The organism is Nonlabens sp. MB-3u-79, from assembly GCF_002831625.1.
Taxonomy (GTDB): Bacteria; Bacteroidota; Bacteroidia; order Flavobacteriales; family Flavobacteriaceae; genus Nonlabens.
This window is the reverse complement of the sequence record NZ_CP025116.1, coordinates 1,427,021-1,442,978: the sequence shown is the minus strand read 5'-3', so window position 1 is coordinate 1,442,978 and position 15,958 is coordinate 1,427,021. Positions and strand designations below refer to the sequence as shown.

The window sequence follows — 15,958 nt, the reverse complement described above, 5'->3', positions numbered from 1 at the left end:
AATTCATTCGGTAAATAAAAAAACGCCAAAGGCGACAACATAAATTCCAAGCGGCGGCTTTCAGTCCGCTGGTGAGAATGAGAATGAAGAAAAAAAACCGAATTCATTCGATACATAAAAAAAACGCCGAAGGCGACAACATAAATTCCAAGGGGCAGAATTCATTCTGCCCTGATGAGAATGTTAATGAAGAAAATAAATGATGAGAAAGAAGAGATTACATATTATAATAGCGTCACTGATCCTTTTAGGGACAAGCCAGTTAACAACAGCTCAGTTACTCACCAATAAAAAGCAATTTAGCAGGCAAGATTCTTTACGCGGTTCTATCACCCCGGAGCGCGCTTGGTGGGATTTGAAGTATTATGATTTAGAGGTAACAGTTAAACCAGAAGATAAATTCATAAGCGGATCGAATACCATTACTTATGAGGTCTTAGAACCCTATCAAGTCATGCAAATCGATCTTCAAGAACCTATGGAAATCACCATGGCAACCCAAAATGGGAAAGAACTTGAAGTAAAACATGAGGGAGATGCTCATTTTATTATATTGGAAGAAAAGCAAAGCCTTGGAACCATCAATACTGTAAAAGTAACTTTTGAAGGCCAGCCTCGTGAGGCGAGAAATGCTCCTTGGGATGGTGGTTTTTCTTGGAAAAAAGACTCCAATGGAAAACATTTTATTGCCACTTCTAATCAAGGCCTAGGAGCTAGTGTATGGTGGCCTAACAAAGACCACATGTATCAAGAAGTAGATGGAATGACCATGTCTATAAACGTGCCTGCAGGCTTAATGAACATTTCTAACGGTCGTTTGATTGATACAGAAATACAAGCAGATGGCAGCTCGACATATACTTGGGAAGTTAAAAACCCAATCAACAATTATGGAGTTAATATCAATATAGGTGATTATGTGAATTTCTCTGAAGTCTACGAAGGAGAAAAAGGTCTGCTAGATATGAATTATTACGTATTGAGAGACAACCTAGAAAAAGCCAAAACACATTTTAAAGATGCGCCTAAAATGATGAAGGCTTTTGAGCACTGGTTTGGGCCTTATCCGTTTTATGAAGACAGTTATAAATTAGTAGAAGTTCCCTATTTAGGTATGGAACATCAAAGCTCTGTTACTTATGGCAATCAATATGGGAATGGTTATTTAGGTCGCGATCTTTCTGGAAGCGGTTGGGGAATGAAATTTGACTTTATCATCATACATGAATCAGGACATGAGTGGTTTGCCAACAACATTACCGATAAAGACATTGCAGACATGTGGATACATGAGAGTTTCACTGCTTATTCAGAAAGTCTTTTTCTAGATTATTACTACGGTAAAAAAGCCAGTTCGGAATATGTGATAGGAACAAGACGAAGTATCAAAAACGACCGACCTATTATAGGGGATTATGATGTGAATCATGAAGGGTCAGGAGATATGTATTACAAAGGAGCTAACCTCTTGCACACGCTAAGACAAATCACAAATGATGATGAAAAATGGAGGCAAATTCTACGTGGCCTCAATTCAGAGTTTTATCATCAAACGGTCACTACTGCTCAAATCGAAAACTATATTTCTGATCAAATGGGACTAGATCTCGATCCAGTATTTGATCAATATTTGCGGGATATTCGCATTCCTAAATTAGAGTACTCCATTAGCAAGAACAGAATGCACTACCGCTGGACCAATGTGGTAGATGGCTTTAAGATGCCCCTCCAAATTTTAATAGACGGAGAAAAAACATGGATCACACCATCTACTCAGATTCAAAAACTGAAATTGCCGTCTAAAACTTCTGAATTTGATATTGTTGAAGATTTTTATGTGAATTATAAGAAGAAAGAGAAATTAGACTAAATCCTTCCAACACTCCTCAATAGTTTCAAATTAAAATTGAAAACCAGCATAAGCAATATTGAAACGATCGATTATGTTTGTTATAATTTCGCTTTCGCGAAAGCGAAACACAAGAAAGCAAAACAACAAAAAGCACAGTACCTTTACCGCATGACCCAACAACAAATCATAGATCAAACCGTACAATTTGTAAAAACACAATTACAAAATGCCGAAGGTGGACACGACTGGTTCCATATAGAACGCGTTTGGAAAAATGCAAAACTGATCGCGCAAGACGAAAAATGTGATCGAGGAATTGTAGAATTAGGTGCTCTTTTACACGACATAGCCGACTCTAAATTCCACGACGGCGATGAAACTCTTGGACCACAAGTAGCTAGAGACTTTCTTGAATCGCTTGAAGTCCCAAAAGATGTCATGGAACATGTAGCAAACATTATCAAATACATTTCCTACAAAGGTGGTCATCAAAGTAAAGATTTTACCAGTATAGAACTGGACATCGTTCAAGATGCTGATAGACTGGATGCCATAGGCGCGATAGGTGTTGCACGCACTTTTAATTATGGTGGTTTTAAGAATAGAGCAATTTATGATCCTAACATCCCTGCAGATTTAGACATGACCGCAGCGCAATACAAAAAGAGTACCGCTCCTACGATCAATCACTTTTATGAAAAGTTGTTGCTTTTAAAAGACCTCATGAATACCAAAACTGGAAAGAAAATCGCACAACAACGTCATGATTATATGCAAGGTTTTCTAGATCAGTTCTATGCAGAGTGGAACGGTGGGAAATAAAAGCCCTTTTTACTTTGTATTTTTACCTCTTAATTTGATTTATGAATCCAGGACCCTTTGCTCAAAACAACCGACAGTTTTTTCTGATCAAAATGCAGTACCTAGGGTTTAGGTTTCACGGCTGGCAAAAACAACCTAATAACATACCAACTGTAGAACGCATGGTCTTAAGAACCTTGAAGTATGTATTTGACCATTCTAACTTTAAAGTACTTGCTGCCGGTAGAACAGATGCTAAGGTTTCTGTGAACGAGACTTGGATCGAACTCTTTCTAGATGATTCTGAAGAATTAGATATAGCCCCCTTCTTGATAGACTTCAATCAAAATCTACCCAGTGACATTAGAGCTTTAGAAATCGAGACAACCGACAAGGATTTTAACGTGATTCAAGCTCCTAAAATCAAGGAGTACATCTATCTATTTTCTCATGGAGCGAAGTTCCATCCTTTTTGCGCCTCTATGATGGTTTATATGAAGAGTGAACTCGATATAGAAATCATGAAAACAGCTGCACAACTCTTCGAGGGGACACATGATTTTTGGTCCTACACCTATAAACCTTCTGACACTACAGAAACTACCTCCAGCATAGAAAGTTGTTTGATTGAAAAGAATGAGCTCTTTACAGCAAGCTTCTTTCCAGAACAAAGTTTTGTTTTTAGAGTAAAAGGAGCAGGTTTTAAACGCCATCAAGTGCGTCTGATGATGGGCATGTTATTTGACTTAGGAATGCACAAGTTCACTCTAGATGAATTTAAAGAAACCCTAGATGGAAATCTTAAAATTCATCTTTCACACATTGCTCCACCTAGTGGGTTGATGTTGTATACCACTCAATTCCAGTAGACCTCAACTCTTATAGATTTGTTAAAGTGACCCATTACTGATAGGATGTCTTTATTTTTAAACCCTTATCAAAAAACACAATCATGAAAAAATATATTTTATTACTAGCAGTAGTTCTATCTACCTCATCCCTTTTTGCTCAAGATTTTGTCAAAACAGACAATAGCCCAATGGATGCTTCTTTCTTTCCAGCCGATGCAGCAAAACGCGCGTTTAGAGAAGGTGTGAGTGCACCTAAAATTAGAGTTCTTTACAGTCGCCCTTCTTTAAAAGGTCGCAACATTTTCACAACAGAAGACAAAAAGAAAGAAGGCATTACCGTTTATGGTACATCTTGGAGACTTGGTGCTAATGAAAGCACAGAACTTCTTTTAATGCAAGACGCCATGATAGGTGGGAAATTGATCAAAGCTGGACGTTATTCTATAGTAGTAACCCCTACTGTCAACGAATGGACCTTTCACATCAACTCAGAAAATGATGGCTGGGGAAATTATTCTCATAAACCTGAAATGGACGTAGTAACTGTAAGCGTTCCTGTTACTATGGGTGAAGAAAATCTTGAAAACTTAAGTATCACACTCTACTCTCCTAATAACGACAACACCGTTCATTTAAAAACTGGATGGGGAACTTACAGAACAGAGCTTCCTATCGTATTAAAGTAATTATTCAGGATAATCAACCTGCCTGGCTATGTTTCTTGAACATTCACGCTTGTAGGACGTTCCTTTAAAACAAAAAATCACCGCAACCAGGAATGGTTCAGGTGATTTTTTGTTTTACATTCCTATTCCAAGCCGCAGTTCCCGATGAAAAATCTGTGCGTTCTGGATCACAAAAATCACTAGCGATTAATCCTCTGGAGCAAGTTGAACAATTAAACCTTCGAGATCTTCGGTAATGGGAACTTGGCAACCTAAACGAGAGTTGTCTTTTACATTTTCAGCTTCCCAAAGCATCGCTTGTTCGTCATCATTGCGTTCTCCTAAGTCGTGATCACTTATAATATAGCACTGACATGTAGCACACATAGCCATACCTCCACAAACTGCTTGCACAGGCAGCTCGTAAGCTTTACACACCTCCATCAGGTTCATATTCATGTCGGTAGGAGCGAGCACTTGATGCGCTGCTCCTACTCTATCAATGATAGTAATGTTTACGTCAGACATTAATGATTTCCTATTTTCTTTATGACCGATTTTTCTGCCTCTTTACGAGAACCGTCAAAACCGTCTATACCGCCTACAGTCGTATATTTCATCACATACCGCTTATCTGGAAAAATACGCTGGTAGGCGCTTTGGCACATCAATGTCGCTTCATGAAAACCGCAAAGAATCAATTTTAATTTACCTGGATACGTATTGACATCTCCTATCGCATAAACTCCAGGAATATTAGTTTGATAATCCAATGTATTATCAACTTTGATCGCATTTTTTTCTATTTCTAGACCCCATTTTCCAATGGGACCTAACTTAGGTGCAAGTCCGAATAAAGGTATAAACGCATCACACTCTATAACTTCCATACGCTTAGCTTCATCATTATGTTGTAGTAAAACAGATTCTACTTTATCTTCTCCTTTGATATCTAGAATTTCAGCGGGAGTGATCAACCTTATTTTATTTTGGTCCACTAGGTTTTGTACTTTCTCCACACTATCCAGAGCTCCACGGAATTCTTCCCTTCTGTGCACCAGTGTTACCTCAGATGCCACATCAGCCAGAAATATCGACCAATCTAGTGCAGAGTCACCTCCACCAGCAATGATTACTTTTTGATCCCTGTAAACTTCTGGGTCCTTGATCATATAGGCAAGACCTTTGCCTTCATACTTCGCGATTCCCTCTATAGCGGGCTTACGAGGTTCAAAAGACCCCAAGCCGCCGGCAATAGCAACAACTTTTGCATGATGCTTGGTTCCTTTACTCGTGGTAACTATAAAAGTGCCGTCTTCTAGTTTATCAATAGTTTCTGCTCTCTCCCCTAATGTAAAACCAGGCTGAAAAGGCTCAATTTGTTTCATCAAATTGGTCACTAAATCACCTGCAAGAACTTCTGGAAAACCCGGGATATCGTAAATAGGCTTTTTAGGATACAATTCTGAACACTGTCCCCCTGGTTGCTCTAGAGCATCAATTAAATGACATCTGAGCTTTAATAATCCAGCTTCAAAAACGGCAAACAGACCTGTAGGTCCAGCACCTATTATTAATATATCTGTGGTAATCATATCTTGTTCCATAGCTACTTTAAGGCCAATAAATTGCCTTTGCAAAGGTCGTCATCATTCCCTAGTTAAGCAAATGATTAACGGAATTCTATGATTGTGGAAAGAAGTTGAAATGAGATTCTTTTTGAAAAAGCTTTAGAAACAAAAAATCCATCATAAAAGATGGAGATGGGATTTTTTGAACGGTCAACCACGAGATGTTAAAATAAGAAAACAGCCCATCTTAATATCGTAAGCAACTCGTGGTATTTGACCTATCCAAAACAATTTGTTAAAACTTAACACTGCAAATATACAGCTTTATTTAAACCCTACAAGTCAGATAGGATAATATCGTATTATTATTCTTAAAGCTTCTTTTTAAAGATAATTTAATAGAGACAGTTGTATTTTACAAAATCATTATTTTACCGTAAAAACAAACTTATAGATTCTGTGAAAATTATGAAATAGTAGTGATTGAGAAACAGTTGGATAGCTGTTCTGCTTTTTCAAGAGCGAAGCATTAAAATAAGCTGATGACGCACATGTTTGCGATCCATTGATATGCACAGAGTTGAACCGCGCAGAATACTCCGATCAAATGAATATAAATTCATCTAAGTGTCCAAGTAATGCGAAAGAGGTATCGTTAAAAGTAAAAAATACAGCAGTATTTAAAATTAAATCAAATCCTGTAAAGTTTGATTTTCTAAAATAGCAAGGGTATTATCCCTTACTTGAACCATAAGTCTGTTTACCGAGCAGCCGTCTTCATCCACACAGTCCTCACATTTTTCATAAAAATTAAGACTTACACAAGGAAGCATAGCAATAGGGCCTTCTAAAATACGGTGAACGGTAGACATTCTTATTTTTTCTGGGCTTTGCATTAAATAATAGCCACCACCTTTTCCTTTGCGACTACCCAAAATGCTATTCTTACGCAATTCTAGAAGAATGGCTTCTAGAAATTTATGAGGGATATTCTCAGCGTCTGCAATAGTAGCAATTGCCGTAGGGGACCGACTTTCTAATTTTGCAAGATAAGCGAGTGCCTTAATACCGTATTTAGTTTTTCTTGAGAGCATGGCCAAATCTAATACTTTCTACTCTTCCCTACTATGTCTGGAATACTATTCTTAACTTTCCATTGACATCTTAACCACATTGCACAACATAAGTCAGGCAAATACAATCGTGACAGCCAAAAGGGCCATGGAATAGGTCTTTGTATCGTAAAAACTAGTCCTTAAGTGAGATGGAGAAATTACTGTAACATCTGAGCTAGGCTCCTATAGAACCTTCACTTTAAGTATTGCGCAATAATGTATGAGGATAGTTCCGCTTTCGCGAAAGCGGAACTATCCTCACTCCCTTGACCCATTTAAATTATCTAAACACTAAAACTTCCTGAGTCGCTTTACTCACCTTGATAATATCAGATAACAAACCTCGAGCAGTCACCGCCTTTCCAGCGCCAGCACCTTTGATCACTAAAGGGTTTGCCGCATAACTTTCTGAATAAATTTCAAAAAAGCCATCGCTGCCTTTTAACTGACCAGCAGGACTTTCTTCTTTTACTGCCTTAAGCGATACCTTAAGTTTTTTATTAAGAACGTCCAATTCGCCTAAATGCCTGAGTACTTCCCCGCCTTTTAAAGACTCCTTCTTTTCTTGCAAAACGGAGTCTAGTTGTTTTAGCTCATCTAAAAACTGATGTAAGGAGGATGTTCTCAGTGATGGAATGACCAAGTTTTCTACCTCTATATCATCAAACTCCAGCTTTAATCCTGCTTCACGAGCTAGAACCAATAACTTTCTTGCTACATCATTCCCAGAGAGATCTTCTCTAGGGTCTGGCTCTGTATAACCGCCCTTTAAGGCATCGATAACGATCTCAGAAAATGGTCTTTGTTCTTTACTAAAACGATTAAAGATGTAGCTCAAAGAACCAGAAAAAACACCATTTACGGCAAATAATTGCTCCCCGCTACTGTACAAATCATGAACTGATTGAACTATCGGTAATCCTGCACCCACGTTAGTTTCATATTCAAAGCACAAGTTCTTTTTGATTAATAATGACCGTATCAAATCGTAGAATTCTTGTGACAAGGTATTGGCAATTTTATTAGCCGTTACGATATTGAAATCATTTTCTAAAAGCTCTGGATAGAACTGAGAAACCTCTTTACTTGCCGTTGCATCTACAGCGATTTTAGTGGTGTCATAAAGATTGGAAACCTTATAAAAACTATCTGCTTCTCGAGCTTCAGATAAATTGCCAAAGTCTTCTTTCCAGTTCTTAGAAATTCCTTCTATATCCAATAAAACTCGTTTGGAATTGGCAAGCCCTACGATTCTCAAGTCTATACCGTGTTGCTGTTTAAAAAAGGAATGCGACTGGAGTACTTGATCAATCAAGGTACTTCCCACGTTCCCGATTCCAAATATATATAAGTGTATTTTTTTCAAATTATTCAGTTTTAGATAGCTCACTAAATACGTTGTAGTGTGCTGATATTATTACATATGGTTTTTGAAGTTTTAGACAGTCGGTTTTGTATGACCTCAAAAAGAATCTTCTTTACTTGATCGTGTTCGATCAGGAAGGCATCGTGGCCATGTAGGGAAGAAATTTCATGATAATTAATATCTCTTTCTTCTTTCAATAAGCCATAAGTCATGCGATCTTCATCAGCGACAAAAAACCCGTCCGTATCTATAGCAACTAACTCGATGGCTGTTTGAGAAGCAGCGATAGTTGCGACTATATTTTCATCCCTATCAATAGCGGCATTGGCACTAGATAATAATTGGTTTAACAATCTATAGGCAGGTAATGAAAATCGCTTTTTTAATTCGACACCATGGAAACCCAACCATTCTTGGACCTTAAAAGCGGTATTTTCCTTACTCCTTTTAAATTTATAGCGCAATCCTTGTGGTGACCTATAAAAAGTCATCGCATGTTGTCTAGCCACTTCTACAGGTTTGCTTGATGTAGTAAGAATAGATTCTTGAATATGACAACAAGCTATAATCCAGTCGGTTGCTTTCCAGTCTGCAGCGATAGGTACGATAGTCCCAAATAATTCAGGTTGTTGCGCTAGCATTTCCCATAATAAGGCACCTCCTATGCTTCCCCCAATTGCTAGATCTATAAATGAGATTTTTAATAATTGTAGCGCTTTCGCGAAAGCGGAACCCACATCAAACAAGGTCCAATCTTGATAATTAAAGATCAAATGATCTATAACTCCATCAAAACCATTCCCAGGTATATCAAAAGCCACTATTGTGAAATGGGTCGTATCAATCACTTTTCCCTCACCTATTAAGTCGCTCCACCATTCTGTCACAGAAGAATTCCCTGTGAGCGCATGGTTGACCAGAATAATGGGCGCCGTATGCAACGCACGCCCAAAAATCTGATAGGAAACACTAATATCTTGTGCTTTTCCCGACTTTAATTTAAAATCAGGAAGCTCGATATATTTTAACCTACGAGTCATCTACGCCAGAATTTTTTTATCAATAACCGCAAATGCTTGTTCTAAATCTGCAGTGAGATCCGTTAGATCCTCCAGACCTACAGAAAGCCTGATCAAGTCTTTAGTCACCCCAGTACTTAATTGATCTTCCTCTTTTAATTGCTGGTGTGTAGTACTCGCCGGATGGATGATCAATGATTTGCTGTCTCCTATGTTAGCCAGTAAGGAAAACACTTTGGTGCTGTCCACGACTTGTTTTGCAATTTCATAGCCTCCTTTTACGCCAAAAGTGACAATACCGCTTTGCCCTTTAGGCAAATACTCTTTTGCTAGGCCGTAGTAGTCACTAGTTTCTAACCCTGGATAATTGACCCATTCTACTTCTTCTTTAGATTGTAACCATTGAGCTAGTTCCAGTGCGCTTTTAGAATGTTTATCCATTCTTAAAGACAAAGTTTCTAGGCCTTGAATAATTTGCCAAGCATTAAAAGGTGATATCGCTCCACCCAGGTCACGTAATCCTTCAATACGTACTTTGGCAATAAAAGCTGCCGCTTCCAGTGCTTCACTGTAGATTAATCCGTGATATCCAGCACTAGGTTCCGTAAATTCTGGAAATTTGCCATTGGTCCAGTCAAAGGTTCCTGCATCTATAATAATACCACCCAATGCTGTTCCATTACCATTGATGTATTTAGTAAGTGAATGGATTACAATATTTGCTCCATACTCAATTGGATTTAACAAGTAAGGAGTTGCAACGGTATTATCTACTATAAGAGGAACACGGGCTGTTTTTGCTTGTGCACTGATTTTCTTAAGATCGAGCACGTCTAGTTTTGGATTTCCAAGAGACTCCACAAAAATGGCACGGGTATTTTCTTGTATGGCGCTTGTAAAAGCATCCTCATCATTGGGATTCACAAAGGTGGTTGTAATTCCTAAACGAGGTAAGGTCACTGACAGCAAGTTGAAGGTGCCGCCATAAAGGGAATTACTCGCAACGATATGATCACCAGCACGCAAAAGCGTTAACAAAGTGGTAGAAATGGCACTGGTTCCAGAAGCGGTTGCCACTGCAGCTATTCCTCCTTCCAGTGCTGCAAGACGTTGCTCGAGCACATCTACCGTAGGATTATTAATTCTTGTGTAAATGTATCCAGGCTCAACCAGTGCAAAAAGATTTGCTGCGTGGTCACTGTTCTTGAACACATAACTAGTGGATTGATACAATGGAACCGCTCTGGTGCCACCGTTGTTTTTTACATCATGACCTGCATGAAGTGCATTTGTTGAAAATTTTTGAGACATAATAAGTTTCTTTTAAAAATTAAAATCTAAATCATATCATTTTAACAATGGGATGGTGTGGAGAAAACGATCTTGCTTTTTTGTCTTATAAAGCGGTCAACAAGTTAAATAGCCGTGGCTATGGAAATTGAGAACTGTAAATAAGACGAGAAATGAGAAAATTTAAACGCGTCATACCGTCATTAAACTGATATAAAGCTCAAAACAATCTAGAAATACAGATTTAGTTCCCGAGCAATGGCTCAGAAATAAAAATCAAAAAAGAAACTTGTGGTCGTATGAACCTACTATTGTTTGCATCATCTAGTCTCACAAAAGCTGTGAGCAGAAATTAGCACCTTCTTCATTTATTGTTGAGATAAATAAAGGGTTGCTAAGGAGTCGATGGGTCTGATCCCTCGTCCTTTCTTGATAATTTCAGTAAGGTTATGAACGTTGATGTAAAGATTCAGAAAACTATTTGTTCTTTCCAAATTTTTAAGAGTTTTTTATCCTATTTATTTTATAGGGTATTGGATTATTAGAGTCTAATCCATTGATTTATAAACTACTTACAGTATCATATTTAATTATTCCTTTGCTCTAAAATCAACATTCATAGTCCTAAAGAGTTGAAGCTTCAGCCTTATTGCTCTGCTTAGATGCTGTAAAATAAAAAATAACAAGTGGGTGTTCAGGACATCGGCCGAAGCCTCAGATTCCTGAATAATGTAATGATTTTAATTAACTGCGGCTCTCGTAAAGAGCGCGTCTGATTCCATACTACATCATTTAAAGTGACGTATATCAACTCTGGTTATAAGATCTTATTATGGTAGATGTTAATAATCCTATACCATTGGTATTAATAAAGGATTACATTTATTACATTTGTACTTCATTAAAGAGGAAAGATTTGGCTGCTTGCGACCTCGTCCCGAAATTAGATTCGAGACATAAAACGCTAAAACAGTGTACTGCGCAAAACAATACAGCCACGTTTATCTTCTTTTATTATTAATCACGCGAGGTTTTACGATTCAAGCGAGTTTTAAAAAGATGGTCCTATATTGAATAGATGGTTCATCTTAAAAAATTAGTTTGTTTTTGTTTCGCTTTCGCGAAAGCGCAACTATAAAATGCCCTACTTATTTACATCAGAGTCCGTTAGTGAAGGACATCCAGACAAAGTTGCTGACCAGATCAGTGATGCTTTATTAGATAATTTTTTAGCTTTTGACCCAGAATCAAAGGTTGCTTGTGAAACCCTTGTAACTACTGGACAGGTAGTGCTTGCCGGTGAAGTAAAATCCAATACCTATGTGGACGCAGCTCAAATTGCTCGAGATGTGATCAATAAAATAGGTTACACCAAAGGAGCTTATCAGTTTTCTGGTGATTCCTGTGGGGTCATTTCTTTGATTCACGAGCAATCACCAGACATCAACCAAGGCGTAGATCGTGCAACTAAGGAAGAGCAAGGTGCCGGAGACCAAGGCATGATGTTCGGTTATGCAACCCACGAGACAGAGAATTACATGCCACTTGCATTAGATATTTCTCACAAGATCCTTATCGAGTTAGCGGCATTAAGACGTGAAATGAAGGACATTACCTATTTGCGCCCAGATGCAAAATCACAAGTAACCATTGAATACAGTGATGATAATATCCCCCAGCGTATCGAGGCCATTGTTATTTCCACACAACACGATGATTTTAATGATGATGACCACGCGATGCTGGCACAAATCAAAAAAGATCTTCTTGAGATCCTGATCCCTCGTGTCAAAGAATTGCTTCCTGCTTATGCGCAGAAATTGTTTAATGATGACATTACCTACCATATCAATCCTACCGGTAAATTTGTTATCGGTGGCCCACATGGTGATACCGGACTTACAGGTCGTAAGATCATTGTAGACACTTATGGTGGTAAAGGTGCTCACGGTGGTGGTGCTTTTTCTGGAAAAGACCCTTCAAAAGTAGATAGAAGTGCTGCCTATGCTTCTCGTCATGTTGCAAAAAACTTAGTAGCTGCAGGACTTGCGACAGAAGTATTGGTCCAGGTTTCTTATGCGATAGGTGTGGTAGAGCCTACTTCTATCAACGTTTTTACTTATGGAACTTCAACAGTAAATCTTACCGACGGAGAGATTTCAAAAAAAGTTGCTGAAATATTTGACATGCGTCCCGCAGCTATAGAGTCTCGATTGAAATTAAGAAATCCTATCTATTCTGAAACAGCCGCTTATGGTCATATGGGGAGAACCCCACGTATAGAAAAATTAGTGTTTGAATCTCCCTATAATGGAAGAGTAGAACGTGAAGTAGAGTTATTTACTTGGGAAAAATTGGATTATGTAGATCAAGTAAAAAAAGCATTTGCCATAGCTGATTAAATATTTAAGTCTCAAATAAGATTTAAAACTCTATTGGAATCCAAGGTTTTCGATAGAGTTTTTTTTATGTTTAATTTTCAAAGCTTAAATTAATTTCATCAGTTCCAACACTTTTTGCCTGGTGGTATTGTGCCTTCCTCTGGTCGCACTTGTCAGATGCAAAAAATGGAACGCCTATATTTCTAATATGGGAAAGCATCATTTAAAAAACTGAATATACTCTATGAATTTAACCATAAAAAAAACCCATTGCGACTTGATCACAATGGGTTTTTAATTTTAAAAGGTAGTTGGTCTATTTGAAGCCACTCACTTCCTTATCAATTCTTGCAATTTGTGCATCTACCTCAGCTTTAGTGCCACTTAAGTTATGAGTTTTTCTCACTGTTGCACCGTTTACTTTAGTTTTTATAGTAACATTCGCCGTCACGATTCCAGTTGCTTCATCTGTAGTTTTTTGAATATCTACATCTTGAATGGTATTATTTGTATTACTATTTACTACTACTTCTTGTACTACCGGAGTAGGGGTTGATAATACCGCTTGTCCTTTTTCTCCATGACCTCCTAAAATAGGAGCTATAACAAGACCAATTAAACAAGTTAATTTAATCAATATATTCATAGATGGTCCAGAAGTATCTTTAAAAGGATCACCGACTGTATCTCCAGTCACTGCTGCTTTATGAGCGTCAGAGCCTTTATAGGTCATTTCTCCATTGATTTCTACACCAGCTTCAAAAGATTTTTTGGCGTTATCCCAAGCGCCACCAGCGTTGTTTTGAAAGATTGCCCAAAGCACACCACTTACGGTAACTCCGGCCATATAACCACCAAGCATCTCTGCAATAGCAAGGTTATCCATACCAAAAATCATAGGTACAAAGGCAATGACCAATGGAAAACCAATGGTCAATAAACCTGGCAACATCATTTCTTTCAAAGAAGCCTTTGTAGAAATTGCCACACACTTATCGTATTCAGGTTTACCAGTACCTTCCATGATTCCAGGAATCTCTCTAAACTGACGTCGTACTTCTTCTACCATTTCCATGGCTGCTTTTCCTACCGCATTCATAGCAAGCGCACTAAATACTACAGGAACCATTGCTCCTACAAATAACATCGCAAGAACTGGTGCTTTAAAAATATTAATTCCTTCTATTCCTGTAAAGGTTACGTAGGCTGCAAATAAAGCAAGCGAAGTCAATGCTGCCGAAGCAATTGCAAATCCTTTACCGGTAGCTGCTGTTGTATTTCCTACAGCGTCTAAAATATCAGTACGCTCTCGCACGATAGGGTCTTGTTCACTCATCTCTGCAATACCGCCAGCATTATCTGCTATAGGACCGAATGCGTCAATAGCTAGCTGCATTGCTGTAGTGGCCATCATGGCACTTGCTGCCAGCGCCACTCCGTAGAAACCTGCAAAAGCATAAGACGACCAGATGGCAGCTGCAAAGAGTAAAACGGATGGAAAAGTTGAAATCATACCGGTTGCAAGACCAGCAATAATATTTGTTCCTGCACCAGTAGAAGATTGTTGTACAATTTTAAGAGTAGGCTTTTTACCTAGTCCCGTATAATATTCTGTCACAGAGGATATCACTGCTCCTACTACGAGTCCAACTAAAGTGGCATAAAATACATTCATTCTAGAAACCAGCATGGGTATTTCATTGCCATTTGCATCTAAATTTTCTCCAAAAAACTTCATCTGCATGGTTTCTGGAAGCATCCACATGCAAAGTCCATAACAAGCCAGCGCTACTAAACCTATGGCCGTCCAGTTACCAATATTTAAAGCACCCATTACTTGGGCTTCTTTTGCATCCTTGTTTTTTAATCGCACCAACATCATTCCTATCATAGAAATAATGATACCTACACCAGCAATAGACATTGGCAATAAGATAGGACCTATACCGCCAAAGCCTTCGTTAACGATATTGCCACCCATGTCTTTTATTACGTAATTTCCAAGAACCATAGCTGCTAGAATTGTCGCTACATAAGAACCAAATAAATCTGCTCCCATTCCTGCAACATCACCTACATTATCACCTACATTATCTGCAATAGTTGCTGGATTACGTGGATCGTCTTCCGGGATTCCTGCTTCTACTTTACCTACAAGATCAGCACCTACGTCAGCTGCTTTGGTATAAATACCGCCACCTACACGAGCAAAAAGTGCAATAGACTCTGCTCCAAGAGAGAATCCGGCAAGTGTTTCAAGCACAACGGTCATGGCATCATTATCAGTCCATTCTCCACCCATAAAGAAATGATAGAACAATAAAAAGAATCCTGTTAAACCTAAAACGGCAAGACCAGCAACGCCTAGTCCCATTACCATGCCTCCACCGAAAGAAACATCTAAGGCTTTAGGCAAACTTGTACGAGCTGCTTGTGTGGTTCTCACGTTTGTTTTGGTGGCTATTTTCATTCCTATATTTCCCGCGTAAGCTGAGAATATGGCTCCACAAATAAATGCGATAACAATCATCCAGTGGGTAGAAGGAACAAAAAGAGATACTATAAATAACAGAACACTTACCACGAACACAAAAATGGCCAGTAATTTATATTCTGCTTTTAGAAAGGCCAATGCACCTTCATAAATGTGATCTGAAATTTCTTTCATTTTACCGTCGCCGGCATCCTGCTTCATTACCCAGGATTTTTTAATGAGCATGTAAACTAGCCCCAAAACTGCCAAAAGAATTGGCAAATAAATCATATACGATTCCATAAAATAGTTGGTATTTGGTTTTTAAATCTCGCTAAAGTAATAAAATAATGTTAAGAAAACGATCGCTATATTTCGAATCGAATAAATATTCACTAACAGCAGTATTAATCATACAGATATGATAACAATAAACTACGATTTGAATAATTATAAGTCTGGTTAAAAATTGATGTGATTCCGCTTTCGCGAAAGCGGAAACCAAAAAACCCATCTACATAAAGTAAATGGGTTTTTGAGATAATTTCCAGCCGATACCGCTCTACAGCGGTAT

General features: G+C 38.3%; 12 protein-coding genes and 1 riboswitch. Of the genes, 5 read left to right on the top strand and 7 right to left on the bottom strand.

The genetic code is table 11. The features are described 5' to 3' along the window. The first annotated feature begins 202 nt into the window (after nt 1–202). The 4 genes from CW736_RS06345 to CW736_RS06330 all read left to right on the top strand — a co-directional run bounded on the left by CW736_RS06345 (nt 203) and on the right by CW736_RS06330 (nt 4,190). Complete coding sequence (locus tag CW736_RS06345; RefSeq protein ID WP_101013174.1) at nt 203–1,870, top strand: M1 family metallopeptidase; 1,668 nt, start codon at nt 203–205, stop codon at nt 1,868–1,870. 150 nt (nt 1,871–2,020) lie between these two features. Continuing rightward, complete coding sequence (locus CW736_RS06340) at nt 2,021–2,674, top strand: HD domain-containing protein (protein WP_101013173.1); 654 nt, start codon at nt 2,021–2,023, stop codon at nt 2,672–2,674. A gap of 41 nt (nt 2,675–2,715) precedes the next feature. Next, nucleotides 2,716–3,522, top strand: a complete 807-nt coding sequence (locus CW736_RS06335; RefSeq protein ID WP_101013172.1) for a tRNA pseudouridine(38-40) synthase TruA — start codon at nt 2,716–2,718, stop codon at nt 3,520–3,522. An 83-nt stretch (nt 3,523–3,605) separates the two neighbouring features. Continuing rightward, complete coding sequence (locus tag CW736_RS06330) at nt 3,606–4,190, top strand: DUF2911 domain-containing protein (RefSeq protein ID WP_101013171.1); 585 nt, start codon at nt 3,606–3,608, stop codon at nt 4,188–4,190. A gap of 186 nt (nt 4,191–4,376) precedes the next feature. Here CW736_RS06330 and CW736_RS06325 read toward each other — a convergent pair whose 3' ends face one another. The 6 genes from CW736_RS06325 to CW736_RS06300 form a co-directional block, all read right to left on the bottom strand. Further along, nucleotides 4,377–4,697 carry a 2Fe-2S iron-sulfur cluster-binding protein gene (locus tag CW736_RS06325; protein ID WP_101013170.1) on the bottom strand — a complete coding sequence of 107 codons (321 nt, stop codon included), beginning with the start codon at nt 4,695–4,697 and terminating at the stop codon, nt 4,377–4,379. Beyond that, nucleotides 4,697–5,764 (bottom strand): NAD(P)/FAD-dependent oxidoreductase, encoded by a 1,068-nt coding sequence (locus CW736_RS06320; protein WP_101015052.1) that lies wholly within the window; start codon nt 5,762–5,764, stop codon nt 4,697–4,699. The genes CW736_RS06325 and CW736_RS06320 overlap by 1 nt, the downstream gene beginning before the upstream one ends. Before the next feature lie 662 nt (nt 5,765–6,426). Beyond that, nucleotides 6,427–6,834 (bottom strand): RrF2 family transcriptional regulator, encoded by a 408-nt coding sequence (locus CW736_RS06315; RefSeq protein WP_101013169.1) that lies wholly within the window; start codon nt 6,832–6,834, stop codon nt 6,427–6,429. Between the two features lie 301 nt (nt 6,835–7,135). Next, nucleotides 7,136–8,221 carry an aspartate kinase gene (locus CW736_RS06310; RefSeq protein WP_232735434.1) on the bottom strand — a complete coding sequence of 362 codons (1,086 nt, stop codon included), beginning with the start codon at nt 8,219–8,221 and terminating at the stop codon, nt 7,136–7,138. Nucleotides 8,222–8,244: 23 nt separating this feature from the next. Then, complete coding sequence (locus CW736_RS06305) at nt 8,245–9,261, bottom strand: alpha/beta fold hydrolase (protein WP_101013168.1); 1,017 nt, start codon at nt 9,259–9,261, stop codon at nt 8,245–8,247. Beyond that, nucleotides 9,262–10,554 (bottom strand): O-acetylhomoserine aminocarboxypropyltransferase/cysteine synthase family protein, encoded by a 1,293-nt coding sequence (locus CW736_RS06300; RefSeq protein ID WP_101013167.1) that lies wholly within the window; start codon nt 10,552–10,554, stop codon nt 9,262–9,264. A gap of 293 nt (nt 10,555–10,847) precedes the next feature. Next, nucleotides 10,848–10,969: riboswitch (SAM riboswitch) on the bottom strand. 700 nt (nt 10,970–11,669) lie between these two features. On the opposite strand from CW736_RS06300, the gene metK reads away from it, so the two are divergent. After that, entirely contained in the window at nt 11,670–12,932 is a 1,263-nt protein-coding gene (gene metK, locus CW736_RS06295) for a methionine adenosyltransferase (protein WP_101013166.1), read from the top strand. Between the two features lie 295 nt (nt 12,933–13,227). On the opposite strand, the gene CW736_RS06290 is transcribed toward metK, so the two are convergent. Then, entirely contained in the window at nt 13,228–15,687 is a 2,460-nt protein-coding gene (locus CW736_RS06290; protein WP_101013165.1) for a sodium-translocating pyrophosphatase, read from the bottom strand. Nucleotides 15,688–15,958 lie beyond the last annotated feature (271 nt).

Bases quoted from the DNA above. Each gene is read 5' to 3' on its own strand.
- CW736_RS06345 (WP_101013174.1), top strand. From the start codon at position 203: ATGAGAAAGAAGAGATTACATATTATAATAGCGTCACTGATCCTTTTA.
- CW736_RS06340 (WP_101013173.1), top strand. From the start codon at position 2,021: ATGACCCAACAACAAATCATAGATCAAACCGTACAATTTGTAAAAACA.
- CW736_RS06335 (WP_101013172.1), top strand. From the start codon at position 2,716: ATGAATCCAGGACCCTTTGCTCAAAACAACCGACAGTTTTTTCTGATC.
- CW736_RS06330 (WP_101013171.1), top strand. From the start codon at position 3,606: ATGAAAAAATATATTTTATTACTAGCAGTAGTTCTATCTACCTCATCC.
- CW736_RS06325 (WP_101013170.1), bottom strand. From the start codon at position 4,697: ATGTCTGACGTAAACATTACTATCATTGATAGAGTAGGAGCAGCGCAT.
- CW736_RS06320 (WP_101015052.1), bottom strand. From the start codon at position 5,764: ATGATTACCACAGATATATTAATAATAGGTGCTGGACCTACAGGTCTG.
- CW736_RS06315 (WP_101013169.1), bottom strand. From the start codon at position 6,834: ATGCTCTCAAGAAAAACTAAATACGGTATTAAGGCACTCGCTTATCTT.
- CW736_RS06305 (WP_101013168.1), bottom strand. From the start codon at position 9,261: ATGACTCGTAGGTTAAAATATATCGAGCTTCCTGATTTTAAATTAAAG.
- metK (WP_101013166.1), top strand. From the start codon at position 11,670: ATGCCCTACTTATTTACATCAGAGTCCGTTAGTGAAGGACATCCAGAC.
- CW736_RS06290 (WP_101013165.1), bottom strand. From the start codon at position 15,687: ATGGAATCGTATATGATTTATTTGCCAATTCTTTTGGCAGTTTTGGGG.